This is a genomic window from Amycolatopsis balhimycina FH 1894 (assembly GCF_000384295.1).
Taxonomy (GTDB): domain Bacteria; phylum Actinomycetota; class Actinomycetes; order Mycobacteriales; family Pseudonocardiaceae; genus Amycolatopsis; species Amycolatopsis balhimycina.
The window spans coordinates 1,960,252-1,981,846 of the sequence record NZ_KB913037.1; the positions used below are offsets into that span (position 1 = coordinate 1,960,252).

Annotated in this window: 20 protein-coding genes; 10 read left to right on the top strand and 10 right to left on the bottom strand. The window is 69.7% G+C overall.

The features are described from left to right. Nucleotides 1-9: 9 nt before the first annotated feature. The 3 genes from A3CE_RS0108045 to A3CE_RS0108055 form a co-directional block, all read right to left on the bottom strand. Nucleotides 10-1,041: an LLM class flavin-dependent oxidoreductase gene (locus A3CE_RS0108045; protein ID WP_020639562.1), complete on the bottom strand. Its 1,032-nt coding sequence runs from the start codon at nt 1,039-1,041 to the stop codon at nt 10-12. After that, nucleotides 1,038-2,201 (bottom strand): nucleotide disphospho-sugar-binding domain-containing protein, encoded by a 1,164-nt coding sequence (locus A3CE_RS0108050; RefSeq protein ID WP_211231818.1) that lies wholly within the window; start codon nt 2,199-2,201, stop codon nt 1,038-1,040. Before A3CE_RS0108050 ends, A3CE_RS0108045 begins: the two co-directional genes overlap by 4 nt. A gap of 121 nt (nt 2,202-2,322) precedes the next feature. Continuing rightward, nucleotides 2,323-3,546 carry a nucleotide disphospho-sugar-binding domain-containing protein gene (locus A3CE_RS0108055; RefSeq protein WP_020639564.1) on the bottom strand — a complete coding sequence of 408 codons (1,224 nt, stop codon included), beginning with the start codon at nt 3,544-3,546 and terminating at the stop codon, nt 2,323-2,325. Between the two features lie 128 nt (nt 3,547-3,674). Between A3CE_RS0108055 and A3CE_RS0108060 the strand changes: the two genes are divergently transcribed. Continuing rightward, on the top strand, nt 3,675-4,916 hold the full coding sequence (locus A3CE_RS0108060) for a nucleotide disphospho-sugar-binding domain-containing protein (protein ID WP_211231819.1): 1,242 nt from the start codon (nt 3,675-3,677) through the stop codon (nt 4,914-4,916). Here A3CE_RS0108060 and A3CE_RS0108065 read toward each other — a convergent pair. After that, a complete protein-coding gene (locus A3CE_RS0108065) occupies nt 4,892-5,851 on the bottom strand; it encodes an amidohydrolase family protein (RefSeq protein WP_020639566.1) in 960 nt (319 codons plus the stop codon). The two genes, A3CE_RS0108060 and A3CE_RS0108065, sit on opposite strands and share 25 nt — an antisense overlap. Before the next feature lie 117 nt (nt 5,852-5,968). Between A3CE_RS0108065 and A3CE_RS0108070 the strand changes: the two genes are divergently transcribed. After that, on the top strand, nt 5,969-6,979 hold the full coding sequence (locus tag A3CE_RS0108070) for an acetylserotonin O-methyltransferase (RefSeq protein WP_245589456.1): 1,011 nt from the start codon (nt 5,969-5,971) through the stop codon (nt 6,977-6,979). A 96-nt stretch (nt 6,980-7,075) separates the two neighbouring features. Here the strand turns inward: A3CE_RS0108070 and A3CE_RS0108075 are convergent, their stop codons facing one another. Together A3CE_RS0108075 and A3CE_RS0108080 are read right to left on the bottom strand one after the other, a co-directional pair. Next, nucleotides 7,076-7,891 (bottom strand): class I SAM-dependent methyltransferase, encoded by an 816-nt coding sequence (locus A3CE_RS0108075; RefSeq protein ID WP_020639568.1) that lies wholly within the window; start codon nt 7,889-7,891, stop codon nt 7,076-7,078. A 105-nt stretch (nt 7,892-7,996) separates the two neighbouring features. Continuing rightward, the gene (locus A3CE_RS0108080) at nt 7,997-9,160 is read right to left on the bottom strand and encodes an FAD-dependent oxidoreductase (protein ID WP_125591698.1); all 1,164 of its coding nucleotides are present in this window, start codon (nt 9,158-9,160) and stop codon (nt 7,997-7,999) included. Between the two features lie 109 nt (nt 9,161-9,269). On the opposite strand from A3CE_RS0108080, the gene A3CE_RS0108085 reads away from it, so the two are divergent. The 8 genes from A3CE_RS0108085 (at nt 9,270) to A3CE_RS0108120 (ending at nt 16,895) form a co-directional block, all read left to right on the top strand. Continuing rightward, on the top strand, nt 9,270-10,250 hold the full coding sequence (locus A3CE_RS0108085; RefSeq protein ID WP_020639570.1) for an NAD-dependent epimerase/dehydratase family protein: 981 nt from the start codon (nt 9,270-9,272) through the stop codon (nt 10,248-10,250). 8 nt (nt 10,251-10,258) lie between these two features. Further along, the gene (locus tag A3CE_RS0108090) at nt 10,259-10,981 is read left to right on the top strand and encodes a class I SAM-dependent methyltransferase (protein ID WP_020639571.1); all 723 of its coding nucleotides are present in this window, start codon (nt 10,259-10,261) and stop codon (nt 10,979-10,981) included. Nucleotides 10,982-10,985: 4 nt separating this feature from the next. Beyond that, complete coding sequence (locus tag A3CE_RS0108095; protein ID WP_020639572.1) at nt 10,986-12,044, top strand: NAD-dependent epimerase/dehydratase family protein; 1,059 nt, start codon at nt 10,986-10,988, stop codon at nt 12,042-12,044. 5 nt (nt 12,045-12,049) lie between these two features. Beyond that, nucleotides 12,050-13,216, top strand: coding sequence for an FAD-dependent oxidoreductase (locus A3CE_RS0108100; RefSeq protein ID WP_020639573.1), 1,167 nt, complete (start codon nt 12,050-12,052; stop codon nt 13,214-13,216). Nucleotides 13,217-13,240: 24 nt separating this feature from the next. Continuing rightward, a complete protein-coding gene (locus A3CE_RS0108105) occupies nt 13,241-13,702 on the top strand; it encodes a pyridoxamine 5'-phosphate oxidase family protein (protein WP_026468278.1) in 462 nt (153 codons plus the stop codon). Nucleotides 13,703-14,246: 544 nt separating this feature from the next. Then, a complete protein-coding gene (locus A3CE_RS50430; protein ID WP_084641363.1) occupies nt 14,247-14,903 on the top strand; it encodes a cytochrome P450 in 657 nt (218 codons plus the stop codon). A 261-nt stretch (nt 14,904-15,164) separates the two neighbouring features. After that, nucleotides 15,165-16,304 carry an ABC transporter substrate-binding protein gene (locus tag A3CE_RS0108115; protein ID WP_020639576.1) on the top strand — a complete coding sequence of 380 codons (1,140 nt, stop codon included), beginning with the start codon at nt 15,165-15,167 and terminating at the stop codon, nt 16,302-16,304. Nucleotides 16,305-16,385: 81 nt separating this feature from the next. After that, nucleotides 16,386-16,895: a MarR family winged helix-turn-helix transcriptional regulator gene (locus A3CE_RS0108120; protein ID WP_020639577.1), complete on the top strand. Its 510-nt coding sequence runs from the start codon at nt 16,386-16,388 to the stop codon at nt 16,893-16,895. Nucleotides 16,896-17,352: 457 nt separating this feature from the next. Here A3CE_RS0108120 and A3CE_RS0108125 read toward each other — a convergent pair whose 3' ends face one another. From A3CE_RS0108125 to A3CE_RS50440, 4 genes are all read right to left on the bottom strand, one after another. Then, nucleotides 17,353-18,333: an NADPH:quinone reductase gene (locus tag A3CE_RS0108125; RefSeq protein ID WP_020639578.1), complete on the bottom strand. Its 981-nt coding sequence runs from the start codon at nt 18,331-18,333 to the stop codon at nt 17,353-17,355. A gap of 2 nt (nt 18,334-18,335) precedes the next feature. Continuing rightward, nucleotides 18,336-18,911: a PadR family transcriptional regulator gene (locus A3CE_RS0108130; protein ID WP_020639579.1), complete on the bottom strand. Its 576-nt coding sequence runs from the start codon at nt 18,909-18,911 to the stop codon at nt 18,336-18,338. 328 nt (nt 18,912-19,239) lie between these two features. Beyond that, complete coding sequence (locus A3CE_RS0108135; RefSeq protein WP_020639580.1) at nt 19,240-19,494, bottom strand: hypothetical protein; 255 nt, start codon at nt 19,492-19,494, stop codon at nt 19,240-19,242. Between the two features lie 406 nt (nt 19,495-19,900). After that, entirely contained in the window at nt 19,901-21,214 is a 1,314-nt protein-coding gene (locus A3CE_RS50440) for an MFS transporter (RefSeq protein ID WP_084641365.1), read from the bottom strand. Nucleotides 21,215-21,595 lie beyond the last annotated feature (381 nt).

Below are 21,595 nucleotides of genomic sequence, written 5' to 3' on the forward strand. Positions count from 1 at the left end.
ACCACCACGTCAACGGCTCACAGGCTCGGCCGCCGGGGCGACGGCGGCCACGGCGACGCGAACCGCGGCGAGCTGGGCCGCCGCGGTGGGAGCGAGCAGGGTCAGCCCCAGGGTGGTGACCCCCGCCCGCGCGTACTCGGCCATCCGCGCCCGTATCCGCCGCTCATCGCCGAGCAGGGACAACCGGTCGATCAGCTCGAACGGCACCGCGGCGGCGGCCGCGGCCCGGTCCCCGGCCCGGATCGCCTCGTGGATCCGCTCGGCCGCGGCGGCGTACCCGAGCCGGACCGCGAGCGCGAAGTAGACGCTGCGTTCCTTGCTGCCCAGCCCGATGAAGTTGGCGAAGTACGGCCGCAGGCTCCGCGCGGCCACCCGTGGGTCCTCGTCCACGGCGATCGGGACCGACGGCAGCACCTCGAAGCCCGCCATGCTCTTGCCCGCACGGGCCCGGCCGGCGGCGACGTGCGTCAGGGCCTCGGCGATGCCGTCGGGCGAGTTGAACACGCCGATCCAGCCGTCGGCGATCTCACCGGTCAGCTCCAGGTTGCGCGGGCCGACCGCGGCGAGGTAGATCGGCAGGTCGCCGCGGACCGGGGCGGCATGCAACCAGGCGGGTTCGGCGCTTTCGTCCGGCGGTAGGCGAAAGTGCTTCCCCCGGTAGCGAACGGGCTCGCCGCTCAGCGCCAGCCGGACCACGTCCACGTACTCCCGGATGCGGCCCAGCGGCCGGTCGAACGGGACGCCGTACCAGCCGAGCGAGACGTCCGGGTTGGACAGCCCGAGGGCAAGCCGGAAGCGGCCGCCGGACAACGCGTCCAGGCCGGCCGCGGTCAACGCGGTCAGCACGGGGGTACGCGCCGGGATCTGCATCACCCCGGGCGCCAGCGCGATGGCCGACGTGCGCGCCGCCACCGCGCCGAGCACGCTGACCGCGTCGGACCTGAACCCCTCGGGCACCAGCGCGAAGTCCACGCCCAGCCGCTCCGCCCCGACCGCGACCTCGACGGCGCTGTGGTAGGCGAGGAACACCGCGAGCTTCATCGAACCCGCTTCTCCAGCAACGAAACCACGTCCGCGGGGCTGGGCATGGCCAGGTGCTCGGCGCGCATCTGGGCCGCTTCCTCCTGGTAGCGGTCGAGGTCGGCGAGATACTGGCCCAGCTCGTGGGTCAGCCGCTCACCCCAGGCATCGCCACCCCACAGGTACGTTCCCGCCTTGCTGGCCGCGACGTGCTGGGCGTTGAACATGGTGTCCGGCAGGATCGGCAGCACGAACTGCGGCACGCCGTTCTTCACCGCGGTCATGGTGGTTCCACCGCCGCCCTGGTGGATGATCGCGTCGCAGTCCGCCAGCGCCTGGTCCAGCGGGACCCGGCCGAGGTTGACCACGTTTTCCGGCAGCTCACCGAACAGTTCGCGCTGCGACTCCACGACCGCGACCACCGTCTCCACGTCGTGCTTGCCCAGCTCGCGGACCACGGCGGGAGCGAGCAGGCCGTCGTTGAGCGCCAGCCCGTCGATCGAGGTGCCCCAGGTGACGCAGATCCGCCGGCGCCGTTTCGGCCGGCGCAGCCAGGCCGGTTCCACCGCCGGCCCGTTGTAGGGCACGTACCGCATCGGCTGGCGCTCCAGGTCGTCGACGACCTGCAGGCGCGGTGGGCACGGGTCCAGGGTGAGGTCGCCGACGGCGTTGATCCGCGGCGCGCCGATCCGGGCCGCGAGCTCGCCGAGCAGCTCCTCTTCCACGTCACCGACGGAGTGGAGGAAATCGACTGTCCACAACAGACGCAGAGCAGGTACGTCCAGCCTGGCTGCGATCAGCGGCCCGAGAAACCCGAACGGCTCGTACACCACCGCATCCGGCCGCCAACGGTCGATGAACCGCACGGTGTCGTCCGCCATCGCGGCGGCGCTGTCCGCGGCGACGCGGAGTACGTTGAGGCCGCGGCGCATCCCCGCGCCGCTGCCCAGCCGCTGGGCGTCGGACCAGTTCTTGTCCGCCTTGGCCTTGCGTTGTTCCTGCCGGTGCTTGTCGTACCACCCCGCCTTGGCGAGGGTGTCGCGAAGCACCTCCACCAGATCCACGTGCCGACCGGCGGGCAGGGCGGGCAGCCCGGCGGCGGTGATCGTCGGCGCGAAGGACGGGTGGCTGGCCACCATCACCTCGTGGCCCGCGGCGCGCAGCGCCCAACCGAAGGGCACGAGAGGGTTGAAATGCGAACCCCACGCCCATGTCACGAACAGGACTCGCACGGCGGTCCTCCCTGGGATAGTGCTGGCGGTTGACCCGGGACACACTCTGCGCGCGGACGCTGTGAAACCGCTAGAGCCGCGTGCTCGTCAGGTCCACGAGCCCGTCGACGACCGCCGCGGGCGTCGGCATGGTCACCGCTTCGTCGCGCATCCGGGCTGCCGCGGCCCGATATTCCGGCTCGTCGAGCAGTCGCCGCACGCACTTCCCGATCACCGCGGCGCCGGCCATGGGCAGGTGGATTCCGGCACCGGTGCCGGCCATGTGCTTGGCGTTGAACTCCGTGTCCGGCAGCGTCGGCACGGCCAGCTGCGGTACCCCGGAGACCAATGAGGACATGGTGGTGCCACCGCCGCCCTGGTGGACGACCGCGGCACAGGCGGGCAGCACCGAGATCAGCGGGACGGGCCCGGCGTGGATCACGTTCGGCGGCAGCTCGCCGAACGCCGGCAGCTGCGACTCCGGCACCGCGAGCACCACATCGACGTCCCAGGTCGACAGTGTGCGAACCACCTCCGGAGCCAGGAACGTGCCCTCGATGCGCAGCCCGTGGATGGTGGTGCCCCAGGTCACGCACACCCGAGGGCGATCGCCCCGTACGGTGAGCTCGGGCGGCGCGACCGGCAGCGGGCCGGGGTAGCCGACATAGCGCATCGGCCGGCGGGGCAGATCATCGCGCACCTGCAGGTCCGGGGGGCACGGATCCAGCGTGACCGTCCCTGTTATGTCCACATCGGACAGACCGAAGCGGTCGATGACCGGCCCGAACAACCGCCGGGACAGAGTCTGCATCGGCAGGCTGAAGTCCGGCGCCCACAACACCCGCACGCCCGGCACTTCCAGCACGGTGGCCAGGATCCCGCCGAGAAAGCCGGTCGGCTCGTACACCACGAGGTCGGGACGCCAGGCCCGGGCGAACGCATACGCGTCGTCCAGCATCGCCGTACAGCCGTCCAGCACGATCCGCAGCATCTCCCGGCCGAGCCGGTTCTGTGCCTGGTCCCGCCGCCGTCCCGCTTCGGAGTCGCCTTTGAAGCCGCCGCGTTTCTCGAACTCCGCGGCGCCGGCGATGGCGTCGGTGTGCAGCAGCGGGGCGTACCGTTCGCGAAGCTGCCGGGTGACGTCGATGTCCGGGCCGACCGGCACGGCGGGCAACCCGGACTCCGTGACGACGGGCGCGAACGGCGGATGGGTGAGGACCGCGACCTCGTGACCGGCGGCCCGCAGGGCCCAGCCCAGCGGAACCAGCGGCTGGTAGTGGCCCTTCTGCGCCCAGGTGGCGAACAACACGCGCATCGGTGGAACTCCTCGTCCGCATGGGAGTTCCAGTATCCGGCGCGGCGGTAGATTCTCGGTCGCCGACGTCGGTCGAGCCGTTCTCCAGCAAGTGGACACCAGCGGGACTCAATCACGGTCGCGTAGTCGTGAGTGCGTTCGACGCCGGCCCGGCCGGCGTGCCGTCCTGCGGAGAGGAACGTCCCGCGATGCGCGTGTTGGTGACGACTTGGGCATGGAACTCGCATTACCTACCGCTGGTCCCGACGATGTGGGCGTTGCGCGCGGCCGGGCACGAGGTCCGGGTGGCGAGCCAGCCGCGACTGGCTCCCGTGATCACCGAGTCCGGTGGCGTCGCCGTGCCGGTGGGCCCCGACCTGGACCACGACGAGGTACGCGCGCGGGCGATGGGGGACCTGTCGTTGCGCGCGGTGCCGGCCGTACCCGCGGCCGGAGAGTCGATGACGGGCTGGCCGGCCGACCACCTCGCCCGGGTCGCCCGGGTGTTCGGCGTGTTCACCGCCTACAGCGAAGCGATGCTGGCCGACCTTCTCGACTACGCCCGCTGGTGGCGGCCGGACCTCGTCCTGTACGACCCCACGACCTACGCCGGGCCGCTGGTCGCCGCCGCCCTTGGCGTTCCCGCGGTGCGGCACACGCACGGCGTGGACGTGACGTACCAGGCGCGCGACGTCGTGACCGGGCTGGTCGCGCCGCTCGCGGACCGGATCGGAGTGTCCGATGTGGACCTCGTCGGCGCGCTCACCGTCGACCCCTGCCCGCCGAGCCTCCAGTTCGACAGCCCGGTGCGCCGGGCAACCATCCGGTATTTGCCGTACAACGGACCCGCGGTGTTGCCCGCGTGGTTGTGGGGTGCGGCGGGCGAGCGCCCCCGGGTGTGCGTGACGTGGGGTACGTCGACCAGCCGGCTGGCCGGCGACATGCCCGTGCCCCTGCGGGAGCTGATCGAATGGACCCACGAACTGGGCTACGAGGTGATCGCCTGCGTCGGTGCCGCCGACGCCGCGACGCTCGGCCCGTTGCCGGACGACGTGCGGATCGCCGAATCGCTGCCGCTGCACCTCGTGCTGCCCAGTTGCGCGGCCGTCGTCCACCAGGGCGGCAACGGCACCATGCTCACCGCCGGGTACTGCGGTGTCCCCCAGCTGGTCCTGCCTCAGCTGCCGGACCAGACGTTCCATGCCGGGCAGCTCGCCGCCGCGAACGCCGGCCGGGTGCTGGTCGGTGGCGAGGTCGGTCCGGACGCGGTGCACGTAGAGCTGGCGAAGCTGGTGACCGGCGGGGAATCCGCGACCGCGTTGCGGACCGAAATACTCGCGCAGCCCACGCCGGCGGCCGCGATCCCTCAGCTGGTGGAGCTGGCCGGGTGAGGCCCGGGCGCACCGGTCACGACCGGTGCGCCTGCCCGGTCGAACAGCCGCAGCGCGTTGCCGCGGTTCACGAGTTCCCTGGCCTCATCGGTCAGCTCGGCGTCAAGCGCCTGGGTACACGACGAGACCACTCCGGCGGGCGCGGCCGACCAGTCGGTGCCGAACAGCACCTGCGTGACCCCGACACCGGCCACCAGACTGGGCAACGCGGACGGCGCCGACAGTGCCGTGTCGTACCAGAACCGGCCGAGGTAGTCGTCGAACGTGGCCGCGTCGACGCCGAAGAACCGGGCACCGAGCAGTCGTACCCGGGACGCGGCGTAGGGCAGGAACCCGCCGGCGTGCGCCAGGATCCACCGGATCCGGGGGAACCGGTCGAGCGTCCGGGTCAGCATCAGGTTGACCGCCGCCCGGGTCGTGTCCAGCAGGAAGTCGGCCAGTACGACCGGCGGCGCGGTGACCTGCCCACCGGGCAGCATCATCGGATGCACCAGCACCACCGCGGATCGCCGGTTGAGCTCCTCGAACAGCGGCAGGTACCGCTCGCAACCCAGGTAGTCGCCGCCGGACTGCGGGATCAGGACCACACCGTCCGCACCGAGGACGTCGTAGGCGTAGTCGAGCTGCGCCAGCGATTCGTCGACGTAGGGCATCGGCAGTGCGGCCAGGAAACCGAACTCGTCCGGGTGCTCGTCCCGGAGTGCGGCGATCGACTCGTCGGCCGTGCTGACGAGATCGGCGGCCTGCGCCGCGCCGGTGAAGAAGCCGCCGGGAATCGGATTCGAGAGCATCCCGCGTGCGATGCCGTTGGCCTCGAACACATCCCAGGTTTCGGTCAGCGACCACGGCAGTACGAACGGTGCGTTCGCCTCGCGCAGCAGCCGGGCTATCGCCGGGGTGATGGCATGCTGATGTACGTCGATACGTCCGTCCACCCGCGTAACACACCGCATCCGGCTGGGGCACCGCTCGGGCCGCTCTTACAGAGTTTCCCCAGCGTGGTGGCGCACTGTCCGGCTAGGAAAACAGAAAGGACCCCGACCGTGACGTCAGTGACCACACCCATGACCCGAGCAGTGGCCGCCGACCCCGTCGCGCTCAAGCGGCTCGGCAATGCCTTCTGCGAAGCCAAGCTCCTGCTGACCGCGACCGAGCTGGGCCTGTTCACCGTGCTGGACGCGGGCCCGGCCACCGCCGAGGAGGTCCGGGCCGCGCTGAAGCTCGGTGAACGCGGGGTGCGTGACTTCCTGGACGCGCTGGTGGCTCTCGGCCTGCTCGAGAGAACGGACGGCAGGTATCGCAACGGCCCGGCCGCGGGACAGTTCCTCGTTCGTGACAAGGAAAGCTATGCCGGCGGGTTCCTCGAGCGCGCGAACCGGATGCTGTACCCCGCGTGGGGAAACCTCACCGAGGCACTGCGTACGGGCGCCCCGCAGGCCCAAGCGCCCTACAGCGCGGTGGCCGCGAACCCGGCGAAGCTGACGGCGTTCCTGTCCATGATGGACTCGGTGAACGGCCTCCTGGTACCGGACATCGACCGGGCGTTCCCGTGGGCGGAGGTGCGCACCGTGGCGGACATCGGCGGTGCCCGCGGCAACCTGGCCGGACTGCTCGCCCGGAACCACGACACGTTGCGTGGCACGGTGTTCGACCTGCCGGCGCTGAACGAGGCGGCCAACGCGCACCTGGCCGGCCTGGGTGTCGCCGACCGCGTGACGTTCCAGCCTGGTGACTTCTTCGCCGACGAGCTGCCCACCGCGGACGTGCTGATCCTCGGGCACGTGCTGCACAACTGGTCGCCCGAGCAACGCAAGCAACTGGTGGAGCTGTGCTACGCGGCGCTGGAGCCCGGCGGCGCGCTGCTCGTGTACGACGCCATGCTGGACGACGAACCGGGGAGCATCAGCAAGCTCCTGGTCAGTCTCAACATGTTGCTGGTCACCGAGGGTGGCTCCGAGTACCCCGTCGGCGAGTGCCTCGGCTACTTGGCCGACGCCGGTTTCCGCACGACCGGATCGCACCCGATCGGCGCCGACAACACCCTGGTGATCGGCTACAAGTAGCGTCGCGGACGAAAACTTTTCCCGCCTCCGGCTTCGGCGGAGTGGGCGCGGCCGGATCGGCCTCGCCCACTCCGCCGAGCAGCGGATCACGCTGCACTAGCCGGCTCGCTTCTCCAGCACCACCAGCTGGCTGGCCACCGGGTACAGCGCACTCAGGTTGTACGAGTCGATGTTGGCCACCACCCGTTCCGGGTCGAACTCGGGGAAGCCGAGCAGCTCGGCCGGGTTGCCGTGGACCATGTCCATGCCGGAGTTCTTGACCAGGGCGCCGACGTCGATGTTGATGCCCCAGAAGTTGCGCGGCAGCATACCGAATGGGGGAAGGTCGAAGAACAGGTCGATGGTGAGCACGGCCCGGCCACCCGGCTTGAGCAGCCGGCGCATCGCGTCGACGATCTCACCGGCCTCCCCCTGGTCGACGTGCTCGAGCACGGAGATCGCGAAGATCCGGTCGAACGTGCCTTCCGGGAGGTCGACGGCCTGCAGCGGCCGCTCGATCAGGGTGACGTCCGCATCGAAGTAGGACAGGAACGTCGCGTGCTGGTCCCGCGCCGTGTTCGGCTGGTTCTCCTTGAGCGAGGTGGTCCACCGGGTGTCCTCCGGCACCGACGGGTCCACATTGAACACTTCGCAGCCGGCGTCGGCGAGTGTCACCTGGAACCCGCTCAGCCATCCGCCCACGTCGATAACGCGCATGCCGGGCTGCAGATCGGCGGTGAAAAACGCCCACGGGTACTCGTAAAATCGCGTCAAGCTGTTGCGCTGAAAACCGAACGGCCCGTACCGCTTCGGGTCCTCGTCGTCGAACCGATGCCGGACGTCCACCGAGTTTTCCACGGAGAACCCGAACGGTGCACCCCAGCGCCAGTTCCACTCACCATACTGTTCGGGCAGCTCTTTGGTGGCAATCATTGATCCTCCAACACTTTTCGCCGGCCAGCAGCGGTCCCGATACTTGCCGGTCCGGGTGGTGCCCAGCTGGAGTCACCCGGTCCGGCCGGTAGAGGGCCGCTGGTGTCAGAAATTGAACGTCCGTTCGATCTGTTCGAGCGCCTGGCCGACCACGGAGTTGCCTTCGTCGAGCATGCGCTGATCGTGGCCGGCGATGCCCGCTCTTTCGTCCTGGTGGATGCCGACCGCGAGGCGCCCGGCGTCATGCAGGGCAAGGCCGTCCGTCAGCACGCCCACGGACGGCACCACCCGCGCCGCCGACCCCAGCGTCGTCGCCAGGCCCGACCGGCGTGGCTGCAACGGCACCGATGCCTGGATCGGCGCGGTGAACAGGCCGCGTTCGACCGACTGCGTGACCAGCTGCACCACCGCCGGATGCCAGGAAGCGACCTGCTCCATCACGATCTCGTGCACCATCGCCTGCCCGTAGCCGGCAAGCTCGGACCGCGCGGGCAGCACGGACGTCCACTTGACGTACCCGCGCAGCCCCGCGAGCCCGGCGGCGCCCAGCTGGGCGGACCGGCTCAGCGCCTGCGGCAGGTACGCACAGACCGTCATCGCGGTCCGCCGCGGCCCCAGAATCGGCCGGTCGTGCAGCAGGAAACCTCTGGGCAGCTGGGTGAACAGCTCCCGTTCGATCGGGGCATGCCCGTGGATCGCGACCAGCCCGGTGTCCAGCAGCTCGAGCTTGCCGAGGTGCGCGTCTCGCGCGGCGGAATGCCGCCCGTCGGCGAGGACGAGCAGATCCCCGTGCGCCTCGCCGCCGTCGGCGAACCGGATCCCGACTCGATCGCGTAGTTCCCGGTACCCGGTCACGGTGTGGCCGAACCGCACGATGTCGGGCATCCCGGCGAGCAGAATCGTGCGCAGCCGTTCATGGTCCATGACCGTGTGGGCCGGCGCGGAGCTCATTTTGGCGGCCTCGACGCTGTGCACCTCGCACAGGTGGGTGTCGTAGTGTGTCAGCAGGGCGTCGTCGAGCGCGTTCCGCAGCTCGAGGCATCGGTCGTACAAGTCGGCGGACAGGCACGAGGCGAGTCCCGCGAGCGCCCATTTGTCCACCCGCAGCAAGGTCTTTCTCTCCTCGACCGCGATGTGCTCACGTTTTTCGTAAACGGTCACGGGAACGCCGCGTTTGCGCAGTCCGTGCGCGAGGCTCAGTCCGGGCACACTTGCCCCGACGACGAGCACATTCGGCGCTGTCTTCCGCTGTCCCAGCACTGGGCCCATCCTCCCCACGGCACTCGAAGTTCCCTCGAAGAGCGCGGCGGCAGCCTGAGACGTTCTCTAGAACCGCGCGGTCGAATGTCACGACCAGCCGAAGCGATGCGGAGTACCGATGCCCATTTCAGCAGCAGAAGCCGGCTCGACGAGCCGGACGATCCACCGGGCCGCGGTGATCGGTGCCGGTGGGTTCATCGGTACGCGGCTTTCCGTGGCGCTGACCAACGAGCACGTGGACACCGCGTGCTTCACCCGGGTGACCCGCGCGCTCGACGACTCCGATGAGTTGAGTTACGTCCTGCACCGCGTCCCGGTGATCTATTACCTGGCCAGCAGCATCAACCCCACGCTGGGCGAGCAGTACCCCGAACGGGCGAGGGAGGACCACCGGACGTTCGCCAAGCTGCTCGCCCGGCTGGCCTGCCGCGACGAACCGCCGACCGTGGTGCTCACCAGCTCAGGGGGAACTGTCTACGAACAGGACGTCTTGCCGCCGTACGACGAACGGTCCCCGGTGCGTGCGGTGGGGCGCTACGGCGCCGCCAAGCTCGCTCTCGAGGAGGAACTGCACGCGTACTCGGGACGGATCGCCGGGGTCATCCTGCGACTGTCCAATGCGTACGGACCAGGCCAGCGGCCGGGGAAGGGGCAGGGCGTGCTCGGCTACTGGCTGCGCGCGGCCCTGGACGGCCGGCCGCTGCAGGTGATCAGTGATCCGGGCAGCACTCGCGACTACGTGTACATCGACGACGTCGTGGACTGCATGTGGCGGATCGACAACATGGTGCGCGACGGCCTGCTCGGCGAGCGCGAACCCCTGGTGCTCAACGTGGGTTCCGGCGTGGGCACCTCGCTGACCGAGCTCGTCGGCATAGTCCGGACCGTGCTGGGCCGGGACATCCCGGTGCAGTACACCACCGGCCGCGAGCTGGACCGCAGACATGTCTGGCTCGACGTCGGCCAGGCTTACCAGACGCTCGGCTGGCGCCCGACCACATCGCTGGTCGACGGCGTCGCCGCGATGTGGCGCTGGACCAGAGACCAGCGGCAACGACAGTCCGTCAACCGTACAGATGGAGCCCACCAGTGGTACTGAGCGAAGCAATGGCCCGTGCCGGTCAGGCACTGATCAGCAACACGGCCCCGAACGGCAAGGCATACTGGGCGGGCCGGTTCTGGGATCGGGACAGCGCCGAACGGCACCCGGTCCTGGCCGGTGAGTTCCTCAAGCAGAAGCAAACCATCGCCGGCTATCTCGACAAGTACGGCCGTGACGCCGAACGCTCGATCGAGTTCGCCTGCGGCACCGGCGAGTTCACCAGGCTGACCGCCGAGCACACCGGCGTCAGGCAGATGCGAGCGCTCGACATCTCCGCCCAGGGTCTGCAGATCGCCCGGAGCCGGGTCCGCCACGACAACATCACCTTCCAGCAGGGCGACTTCTGGGCCGACCACGACTTCGAGCCGGCCGAGCTGGTGCTGTGCATCGACGCCATCCACCATCTGGGCAACATCGGCGACGTCCTCCGGCACATCCGCCGGTGGGTCGAGCCGGGCGGGATCTTCATCGGCAACCTGTTCACCGGCGACAACTTCCACGAGTTCGAGCGCAAGCGCTACGGCTCCTTGGAGCACCTCTGGCGGACCACGCTGTTCTTCGGCACCGCACTGGCGATCAAGGTCTCCGGCGGCCGGCTGTACACCGGGTCGCACCGCACCCAGCTGCTGCCGACAGCGGCCGGCGAACAGCTCGTCCGGGACGTGTTCGACGAAGTGCTCGAGGTCAGCCGGGACCCGTACTTCACCGCGTTCGTGGCCCGGGCCTGACGCGGTGCACGTCCTCGTCACCGGCGGCGCCGGGTTCATCGGCCGGCAGGTCGTGCGGGCGCTTGCCGCCGCCGGACACCGGATCCGGGTCCTGGACGCGCTGCTCCCGGACACGCACAGCGAAGAACAGCCACCCCGGTTCCCGGACGGCGTCGAGTTCGTCCGCGGCGACCTGCGGTCCGCGGACACCACGGCGCGCGCGTTGCGGGGCATCGACCTGGTCAGCCACCACGCCGCGGTCGTCGGCCGGGGCAAGGAGATGCTGGACGCCCCGCACCACGTGTCGTGCAACGACCTGGGCACCGCCAACCTGCTCGCGGAGATGGCCCGCCAGGACGTCGGGCGGCTCATCCTGGCCGGAACCGTGGCGATCTACGGCGACAGCAACTACAGCTGCCCGGAGCACGGCCGGATGCGCCCGCCGCGGCGCAGCCTGGCCGACCTGGAGGCGGGCCGGTTCCAGCCACGCTGCGACCGGTGTGGCACCGAGTTGCGCGACTTCCCGGTCACCGAGGAAGACGCCCTGGATCCGCCACGGAACATCTACGCCATCACCAAGCTGACCCAGGAGTACCTGAGCGAGGCGTGGGCGAGGGAGACCGGTGCGCAGGCGACCGTGTTGCGGTACCACAACGTCTACGGGCCGGACATCCCCTACCAGAGCCCGTACTCCGGTGTGGCGGCGGTGTTCCGGAGCGCGGTTGCCCGCGGCGAGGCACCGCAGCTGTACGAGGACGGCAATCCCACCCGCGACTTCGTGCACGTGTCCGACGTGGCCACGGCGACGACCGCGGTGATGGGCCTGGAGCCGACCGGGTTCCGTGCCTACAACGTCGCCTCCGGAACCCCGCACAGCATCGGCGACGTGGCTCGCGCACTGGTCGCGGCCCGGGGCGGGCCGGCGCCCGTGGTGACCGGGAAGTTCCGGATCGGGGACGTGCGGCACATCGTGGCCGCCCCGGCGCGGCTGATGCGGGAAACCACGTGGCGGCCCGCGATGGACTTCGAGTCCGGGATGAAGGAGTTCGCGCACGAGCCCATGTACGGCGGACCGGAGGGCTGAAGCGAATGGCACTGCGAGTGATCGTCGCCGGCGCCGGCATCGGCGGACTGTGCCTGGCCCAGGGCCTGCGGCAGGCCGGCATCGAGGTGACGGTGTACGAACAGGACCCCGCGGCGTTCGCCCGCGGTCAGGGCTACCGGCTGCGGATCGACCGGCACGGCACCGCGGCGCTGCGCGACTGCCTGCCCCCGGACTCGTTCGCCCGGTACGAACAGACTGCCAACCCTCCGTACGAATCGATCGGCGCGGTGTACGACCACCACCTGGAGGTGCGCTACCAGCACGCGCAGCGGTCGACGACCTGGGATCCGGCCAACGCGGCCCGAGGCGTGAACCGGTTGACTCTTCGAGAGGTGCTGCTCGGCGGACTTGCCGATGTCGTCCGGTTCGACGCCAGGGTCACCGGTTTCGACCTGCGCCCCGGCGGCGTGCGAGTGCGTCTCGACGGCGGTGGTACCGACAGCGCGGACCTGCTGGTCGGCGCGGACGGACTCGGCTCGGCTGTGCGCCGCGGTCTCGTCCCCGAGGCCGAGGTGCTCGACACGGGCCTGCGGGCCATCTATGGAATGACTCCGTTGGACGACGCGCTGCTCGCCGCCCTGCCGCCCGCACTGTTCGGTGGTTCCTGTCCGGTGCAGGGGCCCGAGCGGCGAACCCTGGCCCTGGGTTCGTACCAGCCGGTGCGTTCGCCGGCGGAGTTCGATCTCACTCCGGTCCCGGACTACATGAAGTGGACGCTGGTGGCACCGATGGCCACATACTCGATGACCGAACCGGAGTTCTGGTCGGCCGCACCGGAACGATTGCTCACCGAGGCGTTGCGGTGCGTCGCGGACTGGCATCCGGCCCTGGTGGACCTGGTGCACCGCAGCGACCCCGCGGTGACTTTCCCGCTGGCCATCCGCGCGGCGGCGCAGCTACCCGAACTGCCCGCGGTTCCGGTGACGCTGATCGGTGACGCCATCCACGCCACCACACCGGTCGGTGGCACCGGCGCGAACACCGCGCTGCGAGATGCCGCGCTGCTCCGCCACCATCTCGACTCGGCAGACGGGCTGGTCGACGCGTTGACCACGTACCAGGCCGAGATGCGTGACTACGGCGCCGCTGCGGCACGGAACTCGTTACGTGGCGCGGAAACCATCTTCCGATGCGACCCCTTACCCATCTGAGGACGACGAAAGTGAGGTTCGGCGGTGCCGAACAAAGTCCACCCAGCACCTCGACCCGTCGAGCGCCGAATCGCCGACCTGCGGGGCACCCTGAGCACCGGGAAACATCTCTGGCTGGCCACGGCTGCGGACGGGATACCCCATCTGGTGCCGTTGGCCTACGTCTGGGACGGCACGGAACTGTTTTGCGCCACCAAGGAAGCCAGCCGTTCGGTGCGCAACGTCGCGGATTCCGGCATCGCGCGGGTAGCCGTGGGCAGCGCGACGGACGTGGTGCTGATCGACGCCACCGTTACCATCTCGACTCCCGCCGACGCCCCGCCGGCGGTGGCCTCGACGTTCGCTCAGCTCCCCTTGAACCCGGCCCGGGTCCCGGGCGTGGTGCTCCTGCGGCTGCGTCCCCAGCGAATCCTCGCTTGGCGTGAGCTGTCCGAAATGCCCGACCGGCTGATCATGGCAGCCGGCGAATGGGTGAGCCCGACGTGATCGCCCACGCGGACGGGAGCGCCACGGGCAAGCAGTCACCTGCCGCCCAGCCGATACTGAACAGGCTCCTGGCCGGCCTGATGGGCTATTGGTTCTACGTGCCGCTCGAGTGGTTCTACGTGCCACCCGAGCGATACGAGATGCCGGATGGCGCCACGCCCGCAGCGGACGATCGCTCGGCAACTCGTACTCATGACGCAGGTGGCGGGTGTAGCCCGACAGTGCCGGGCTGACTCCGGTACCCGGCACTACTTTCCCGCCCGCGGACGATCAAGACCCGGATCACAGCAGCACACACCAGCGACTTGTCCCGGCATCGCGCACCCACGAAGCCGGCCATCAACCTCAGCCACATCGAGCGCAGTCCGAAACAGATGTAAACGCGAGCTCGCGCCCAGCACGGTTCGGCGAAGACGTTGTGGGAGAGCTGCTTCTCCACGACGTGGGCGGGGCCTCCGGTCAGGTGGCGAGCTTCGGGTGCGGTGAGGACGGGATACCGGTCGCCGCAGGACGGGCACAGCCGTGTTTCCCACGTGCCACCGCAATGTTGGCAGTCGCAGCGATACGTCGATTCTCGACGGCCGGTCAAGGTACGCCTCGGGTTTCTCGCGGGCTTCCTGCAGCAGGGCAAGTCCACGAAAGGGTCGCTACCGGCGAACTCAGCCGCGAGACAGCAGTGGTGAACGCCATGGGCCTCCTGGTCGCCGGACACGAGACCACGGCCAACATGATCGCCTTGGGCACCCTGACCCTGCTGCGGCACCCCGGCCAGCTCACCCGCATCCGCGACACCGACGATCCCGCCGTGCTCGCCAACGTGGTCGAGGAACTGCTGCGCTACCTCACGATCGCCCAGGACGTGGTCATGCGCGTCGCCACCGAAGACCTCACCATCGGCGGACAGCTCATCCGCGCGGGCGAAGGCCTGATGATGAACCTGCCCGCAGGCAACCGCGACGCGGGCATCTTCGAGCAGCCCGACACCCTCGACATCGACGGCAACTCCCGCAGCCACCTCGCCTTCGGCTACGGCGTCCACCAATGCATCGGGCAGTCACTCGCGCGCGTGGAACTGCAGATCGCACTGTCCACACTGCTGCGCAGGCTGCCAGGGCTCCGGCTGGCGGTGCCGATGGAACAGGTGAACTTCCGGCATGACATGACCGTTTACGGCGTCCACGAACTACCGGTCGCCTGGTAGCACCACGAGGAACGCCATCCCCGCGACCACAACCGGTCACGAGTGATCTTCCGAAGTGATGCGACGCGCCCGTCCTGACGAGTCCCCCTCATGACGGGGCCGTTCGTCGCCTTGACGCGAACGACACGAGAACCACCTCAAGTTCGTTGCGCTTGCCGATATCTGATGCGGCAGATACTGTCTTGTCAGGTGAAGGCTTGCCGTCGTCGTTCCGGTGGGCCGACGTTCCCTTCTCTTCCCAGCGCTCAGAAAGGGTTGTCAGTGACCAGCCTTCCCAACCGGCGGCGCTTCCTCGCCGCCGGAGCAGGTGCCGCACTCGGCCTCAGCGCGCTCGGTGCCACCCCCTCCACGGCCGCAGCCGCTCTCGCCGGCTCGTCGCGCGGCTCCGGCCGCGAGGAGACCAGGACCCTCGATGAGCTGTATCGGGACGCTCTCGCCGAGGGCGGCAAACTCGTGGTCTACGCGGGTGGAGACCTCGCCGACTCGGGGAGCGGCGCGGGCGCGCGAACAGCCTTCCGCCAGCGGTTCCCGGAGATCGACCTCCGGCTGATCGTGGACTACAGCAAGTACCACGACGTCCGCGTGGACAACCAGCTGGCGACCAACACCTTGGTCCCTGACGTCGTGCAGCTGCAGACGTTGCAGGACTTCACCCGGTGGAAGCGCGAGGGTCGGCTGCTGCACTACAAGCCGGCCGGCTTCGGCAAGCTGTACAGCAAGTTCCGGGATCCGGACGGCGCCTGGATCGCCGGCATGGTCATCGCCTTCAGCTACCTGTACGACGTGGCGGCGGCCGGGGCCAACCCGCCACTGACGCCGCTGGACCTGGTCGACCCGCGCTGGAAAGGCGCCGTCGCCTCGTCCTACCCGCACGACGACGACGCGGTGCTCTACCTCTACTCCCTCTACACCGAGACCTACGGCTGGGACTGGATCGCGCGCCTCGCCGCCCAGAACCCGCAATTCGCCCGCGGCTCCTTCTCACCGAGCACCGCGATCACCAACAAGTCCGCGGTCATCGGCATCGGCACGGGCGGCAACCCCACCAGCACCGGCCCGGTCCGCATGGGAATGCCCGACGGGCACCCGTTCATGGCGTGGGGCCAGCGGATCGCGATCCTCAGGAAGGCAGCCAACCCGACCGCGGCCAAGCTGTACCTGAACTGGCAGCTGTCCGCCGAACGCCAGACCTCCAACAGCTGGTCGGTACGCACCGACATCGCCCCGCCCGCCGGCCTCAAGCCGATCTGGGAGTACCCGAACGCCAACGTGGACGGTTTCCCCCGGTTCATGGAGGACCGCGCCAAAGTCGAGCAGCTCAAGCAGACCTACGCCCTGTACTTCGGCGAGGTCAAGGGCGACCCGACACCCGGCTGGCCCGGCCTGCACCCCGGAGCATGACCCTCCGCGACAGCCACTCTCGCCGTCACCGTCCCCACCCCGCACAACCGGACCCGGCGCCGCCCGGTGCATGATCGAGGGATGGATGCCAGAAGTGAGGCCGGGCGGGCCGGGATCTCGACGGCGAAGGACGCCGCGGACCATGAACTGGTCGTCGCTTTCGGACGGCTGCAGGGGGCGGCCAACCGGTTGGAGTACGTGCTGGGGCGGGCGATCGAGCAGGAGTGCGGGATCAGCCACCTGATGTTCGAGGTGCTGTTGATCCTCGGCCGGGCCGGCGGCCCTGGGCTGCCGATGGGGGCGATCAGCCGCGAGCAGGTGCTCACCTCGGGTGGCGTGACCCGCCTGGTCGATCGGATGGCCGCCGCCGGACTGGTGGAGCGGGCTGACGATCCTGACGACCGGCGGGGCCGGTTGGTGCGCCTGACCACGCTGGGCGAGGAGAAGGCGGTACAGGCGGCACGGGTGCACGTGGCGAACATCGAGCAATACTTCCTCGCGCCCCTACCCGCCTCCCACCGCCAACGCTTCATGGACGACCTGCGGATCCTGAGCCACGCGGCACGGGACGCGGTGCCCCGCCTCCGCTGACTCGCATGACCCGGACCAGATCGGATCAAAGCCAGCAATACCTGATGCATCAGATTCTGTTGTTTCGCACTCGCGTGTGATCGATCTGTTTCACACTGTACTAAGTGGAGCATAACTGGAGCGCGATGTAGAGCGGAATGGCACGCAACGGCGCTGAACGGCAGCCAACGGCACTGGTTGTGCCACCGCGGAGTGCGCCTCGGCGATCGCCACCGACGGGTACCAGAATGCCGCGTCGCCGCCGATCCGAGGGTGTTCCGCCGCGCAGCCTCGGCCGTACGTCGCGGCACGTGCCGATGAGCAGCGGTACTCGGTGGCCGAGACCGGCGCGAATCGCGTCGATCGGGCTTTGGTGGAGGAGTTCTCCGTCGACCACGTAACTGACGCTGATGGTTCCGGGGTCGTCTCGCTGCGTCGCCTTGTCGAATGTCGCGGCTGCCATTAGCAGACGTTCGATCTACTGGGGGATGTCGATCAGGACGCGGCCGCGGCCGCCGGCATCGATGCGATCGTGGGCCTGGGCGATGCCGGCGAGCGGGAAGCGGGCGCCGACATCGACGGTGAGGGCGCCAACGGCGGCCGCGGCGGTGAGGTCGCGGGCGGCCTGGCGTTTGGCCTCGGCGGGGAAGTCGTCGCTACCGAGCAGGCGCAGGGTGACGTTGTTGAACAGCAGGGTCCAGAACGGGATCTCGGTGCGGTCGGAGCGGGTGGCGTACGCGGCGATGACCGCGCCGTTCGCGGCGACGGCGTCGTCCAGGTCGGCGTTGTCGGACAGGGCGACCTCGACAATCCGGTCCACGCCGCCGGGTGCGTGGGAGCGGATCGCGGCGGCCGGGTCGCCCGAGTCGAGGGCGACGGCGTGGGAGACCACCGCAGGATCGATCCGGTCCAGTTCGGTGCCGCGTCGGACAGTGCCGATGACCGTGGCCCCGCCCCAGCGGGCGAGCTGGGCGGCCAGCGAGCCGACTCCGCCGAGCACGCCGTTGACGAGCACCAGTTTGCCGTCGACGGGGCCGTCGGCGAAGACGGTGCGGTGTGCAGTGATGCCGGGGATACCCAGGCTCGCGCCGAGGTCGTCGGGCAGGTGGCCGGGCAGCGGGACGGCGAGGTCGCCGGGGACGACGGTGTACTGGGCGGCAGTACCGAAGGGGCGGTAGGACTGGGCGCCGTACACCCACACGCGCTGCCCGACGCGGCGCGCGTCGACGCCGTCGCCGACGGAGTCGATGATGCCGGCGGCGTCGCTGTGCGGGATCACCCGAGGATAGGGCATGGCCGAGCCGGTCCAGCCGCGCCGCTTCTTGGTGTCGCCGGGGTTGGCGCCGGAGACGGTGACGCGGACACGGACCTCACCGGGGCCGGGGGTGGGGTCGGGTACCTCACCGAGCTGGAGCACCTCGGCGGCCGGGCCCTGCTGGTCGTACCAGGACGCAAGCATGTTCAGTCCTTCCGATCACGGGTGTGGGTCTGGGGCCCGGGCTGCTCGTCCGCCCCGCGGACGCCGTCGCCGTCCAGGGCCTCGTGGAGCCAAGCGCGCTCGGCGCGGCTGATAGTGCGGGCGGTGAGCAACATGCCGCGCCGGTAGGGATCACTGACCTGCTCAGCGCGCAGCGGCGTGTCTCCGTCGTAGAAGAAGCTGGCGGGGGCCTCCAGGAAGTCCAGGCGGCGTCGCAGCACGGCGTGCTGCTCGGCGCTGTCGGGCAGCAGCGACAGGAACGCCAGGATCGTGAACCAGCGGGGGAAGTCGGTGATCTCGTGCTCGGCCGGTTCCCGCAGCCTCCGCAGCATGTCCTCGCGTCCTGCCGCGGTCAGGTTCAGCACATACCGCCCACCGCCCGCCCCGGGGGCAGGGCGCCGTTCGATCAGCCCGGCCTTCGTCAGCCGGTTGATCGCCGGGTAGAGGGTGCCGTCGCTGACCGGACGGCTGTAGCCGGCCAGGTGCGTGATGCGGCGGCGCAGCTCGTGACCAGGCAGGGGGCCTTCGGCGAGGAAGCCAAGGATCGCGAGTTCGAGCATGACCCCAGGATCATAACATCGAATCGATGCGTACATCGTTTCGATGTCACGGTGGATGGGGCCCGCTCCCTACTGCCTGCAAGGCGGCCTCAGGCGGACCGGTCGCCCGCGCCGCCCCCCTCCCCGAGAGCGCGACATAAGGAAAAGACCATGACTGCCCATGCCCCCGCCACGCCGCGAGCAGATGCCATCCGAAGGGTTGCATCGGGGTCAACTCGATGATCTGCCGTCCGAGTTGCCAGTCCAGCCGGCCTCTACCAGGCCGCCGACCAGTTCACCGGCGTCTGCGGTCTGCTTCAGCAGCGCGGTGAGCCAGGTGAAGGGGCGTTCACCGGATTCGGGATAGAGGCCGATCGCGCCGGGCGGCGCCCTCCTGCGCTCCGGCTATCACGGTGGTGGCCCGAGTGAGCTCGTCGACAGGACCGAGTTCGGCGATCACCGTGGCGGGCTCGGTGTTGGTATCGGCACGCAGGCCGCAGTGCCAGCACGTGAACGTACTGTACTGAGGGCTGCGCCGCAGTCGGTCCAGATTCTCAGTGCCGATCAAGGCGGCCACCTCTGCGCTGACCTGGATATCGCGCATCAGGGCAGGTCCTCCCGACGACCGGTCGCGCACCCTCGGCGGGCGCATGCCGTCGACCCCGTGCACCGGGCACTGATGCTGCTACTCGGGTCTGGTGGTCGTCCGCCCGGGAAGCAAGGACGGCGCGGTTGCCCGGCTCGGCACCGTCGGCACTGCCTACCTCGCTTCGCGGCGTCCGAACCAGGGCTGCTCGACACCGTCTTCGCCGTCCCCGGTCAGGTCCGGTTCGGCGACGGCCATCCCGACGGCACCACGGAAGACAGGACACCGCTGCTGGTGCTCAGCGGAGTCCTCACCGAACTCGTCGCCGCGGGCACCCTCCCGGCCGACCGGAGACCGAACGCCGAGTTCACCGTGTGGTCCCTCCTGTCCGGGCCACCACGCCCTGATCTTCGGGGCGTTTCACTCAGGTTTCCGAAGCACCGTCACGGCCGTGCGACGGCACCCTTCCCAAGTCGCGCCATCGGCGCTGGGTCATCGAGCCCAGCACTGCTGCCACGAGGATGGCTCCGGCCACCGGGAAGAAGGGCGCCGGCCCGAGCCTGTCGACCAGCAGGGCGCCGAACGCGGCCGAAATCGGGAAGATGCCGAACCCGGCCAGCAACAGGAGGCCCATGACGCGACCGAGGAGGTTCGGCGGAGCCCAGCGCTGCAACGCGGTGATCATGATGATGTTGGCGAGGGCGTTGCACAGGCCGTAACCGAACAGTGCGAGACCCGCCGTGACCGCGCCGCCCAGGTATGGTGCGAGGCCGATCATGAGCGCCTGCATCAGGCACGCGGCGGAGCAGAGCACAGCAGGCCGGCGAGGCCGGCTCAGCCGGGCTGCGACCACGGTGCCCAGCAGGGCGCCCGCTCCCAGCGCCGCGAGCAGCGCACCGTAGCCGCCCGCGCCGGTGTGCAGGGGGCCGTGCGCCAGCGCCGGTACGGCTACCTCGCTGAGCCCACCGGAGCCCAGGGAGCCGGCCAGCGTAATCGCCAGGACCACCAGCAGCGTCGGCTCCCCGAGCAACAGCCGGCGCAACGTCGGCTTCCCCGCGACGGTGTGCCGGCGAGGCACAGCCGGCGTCGAAGCAGACCGGATGCCGGCCAGCGAGAGTGCCGAGAGCGCGAACGTCACCGCGTCGACCGCGAACGCGGCTCCTACGCCGAGCCATGGGACGACGACACTGCCGAGGGCCGGCCCGATCAGCAAGGAGAGCTGGGTGCCGCTGTAGCTGAGCGCGTTTCCGGCCTGCAGTTCCGTGTCCGGCAACAGCTTCGGCGCGATCACGAACGAACCGGGGAGGAACAGGCCTTCGCCGGCGCCGAGCACCACCGCGACGGGCACCAGGAACTCGGCCCGCGCCGGGCCGAGCAGGGCCGCGACGGCGAGCGCCGCCGCAGCGACCGTGCGGACGATGTCCGACACCATCATCACGGTCCACGGGCGCCATCGGTCACTCGCCAGGCCGCCGAACGCCATCAGCGCGGTACGGGGCAGGCCATAGGCGACCAACGTCGTTCCGAGCAGCAGGGTCCCGCCGGACTCGGCCAGCACGTACCACGGCAGCGCGACGGCATAGCAGGCATCGCCGATGTTCGAGGCGAGTTGCCCGGACAACAGGTACCGGAAGCCGCGATGGCGCAGCGGTGCCAGGCCACGCCGTCGATTTCGACGGCCTGGGCCGGAATGGCGGCTTGAAGCAGGATTCTGCCGCTCGACTCGATGTCGCCACATCACGTCCGACCTTCTCCGGATTCGGCGGGAATACGGCTCGGATGACCCGACCGCGGAGGCGGCAAAGCGCTGAATATGAAGCGCTTTCACGTGCGCGCCGCTCGACGCAACAAGACAGTCCTACCACCGACGGGCCACGGTTCGCCATCGGCGATTCGCCGGCCCCGAGCCGGCGTCGATCCGCGAAAACGCCGCCGCCCGGCGGGTTCCGGCAGCCGATGCGTGGCGAGAACGCCGAATTATTCCATTTTGACAAGACGGGAAATCGACGGTGGACCGGTCCGGTTCGCGTGCCAGACTATCGGCCGCCGTACGTCCACGCTCTCCGCTTCGGGCGGCCGGGGAGCTTTGGTCAAAGTTTCTTGCCCATATCACTCGGCG

Excerpts from the sequence above, each read along its gene's own strand:
- A3CE_RS0108075 (WP_020639568.1), bottom strand. The coding sequence starts at position 7,891 with ATGATTGCCACCAAAGAGCTGCCCGAACAGTATGGTGAGTGGAACTGG.
- A3CE_RS0108120 (WP_020639577.1), top strand. The coding sequence starts at position 16,386 with ATGGATGCCAGAAGTGAGGCCGGGCGGGCCGGGATCTCGACGGCGAAG.
- A3CE_RS0108055 (WP_020639564.1), bottom strand. The coding sequence starts at position 3,546 with ATGCGCGTGTTGTTCGCCACCTGGGCGCAGAAGGGCCACTACCAGCCG.
- A3CE_RS0108090 (WP_020639571.1), top strand. The coding sequence starts at position 10,259 with ATGGCCCGTGCCGGTCAGGCACTGATCAGCAACACGGCCCCGAACGGC.
- A3CE_RS50440 (WP_084641365.1), bottom strand. The coding sequence starts at position 21,214 with ATGTGGCGACATCGAGTCGAGCGGCAGAATCCTGCTTCAAGCCGCCAT.
- A3CE_RS0108080 (WP_125591698.1), bottom strand. The coding sequence starts at position 9,160 with ATGGGCCCAGTGCTGGGACAGCGGAAGACAGCGCCGAATGTGCTCGTC.
- A3CE_RS50430 (WP_084641363.1), top strand. The coding sequence starts at position 14,247 with ATGTTGGCAGTCGCAGCGATACGTCGATTCTCGACGGCCGGTCAAGGT.
- A3CE_RS0108045 (WP_020639562.1), bottom strand. The coding sequence starts at position 1,041 with ATGAAGCTCGCGGTGTTCCTCGCCTACCACAGCGCCGTCGAGGTCGCG.
- A3CE_RS0108100 (WP_020639573.1), top strand. The coding sequence starts at position 12,050 with ATGGCACTGCGAGTGATCGTCGCCGGCGCCGGCATCGGCGGACTGTGC.
- A3CE_RS0108135 (WP_020639580.1), bottom strand. The coding sequence starts at position 19,494 with ATGCGCGATATCCAGGTCAGCGCAGAGGTGGCCGCCTTGATCGGCACT.
- A3CE_RS0108130 (WP_020639579.1), bottom strand. The coding sequence starts at position 18,911 with ATGCTCGAACTCGCGATCCTTGGCTTCCTCGCCGAAGGCCCCCTGCCT.
- A3CE_RS0108125 (WP_020639578.1), bottom strand. The coding sequence starts at position 18,333 with ATGCTTGCGTCCTGGTACGACCAGCAGGGCCCGGCCGCCGAGGTGCTC.
- A3CE_RS0108085 (WP_020639570.1), top strand. The coding sequence starts at position 9,270 with ATGCCCATTTCAGCAGCAGAAGCCGGCTCGACGAGCCGGACGATCCAC.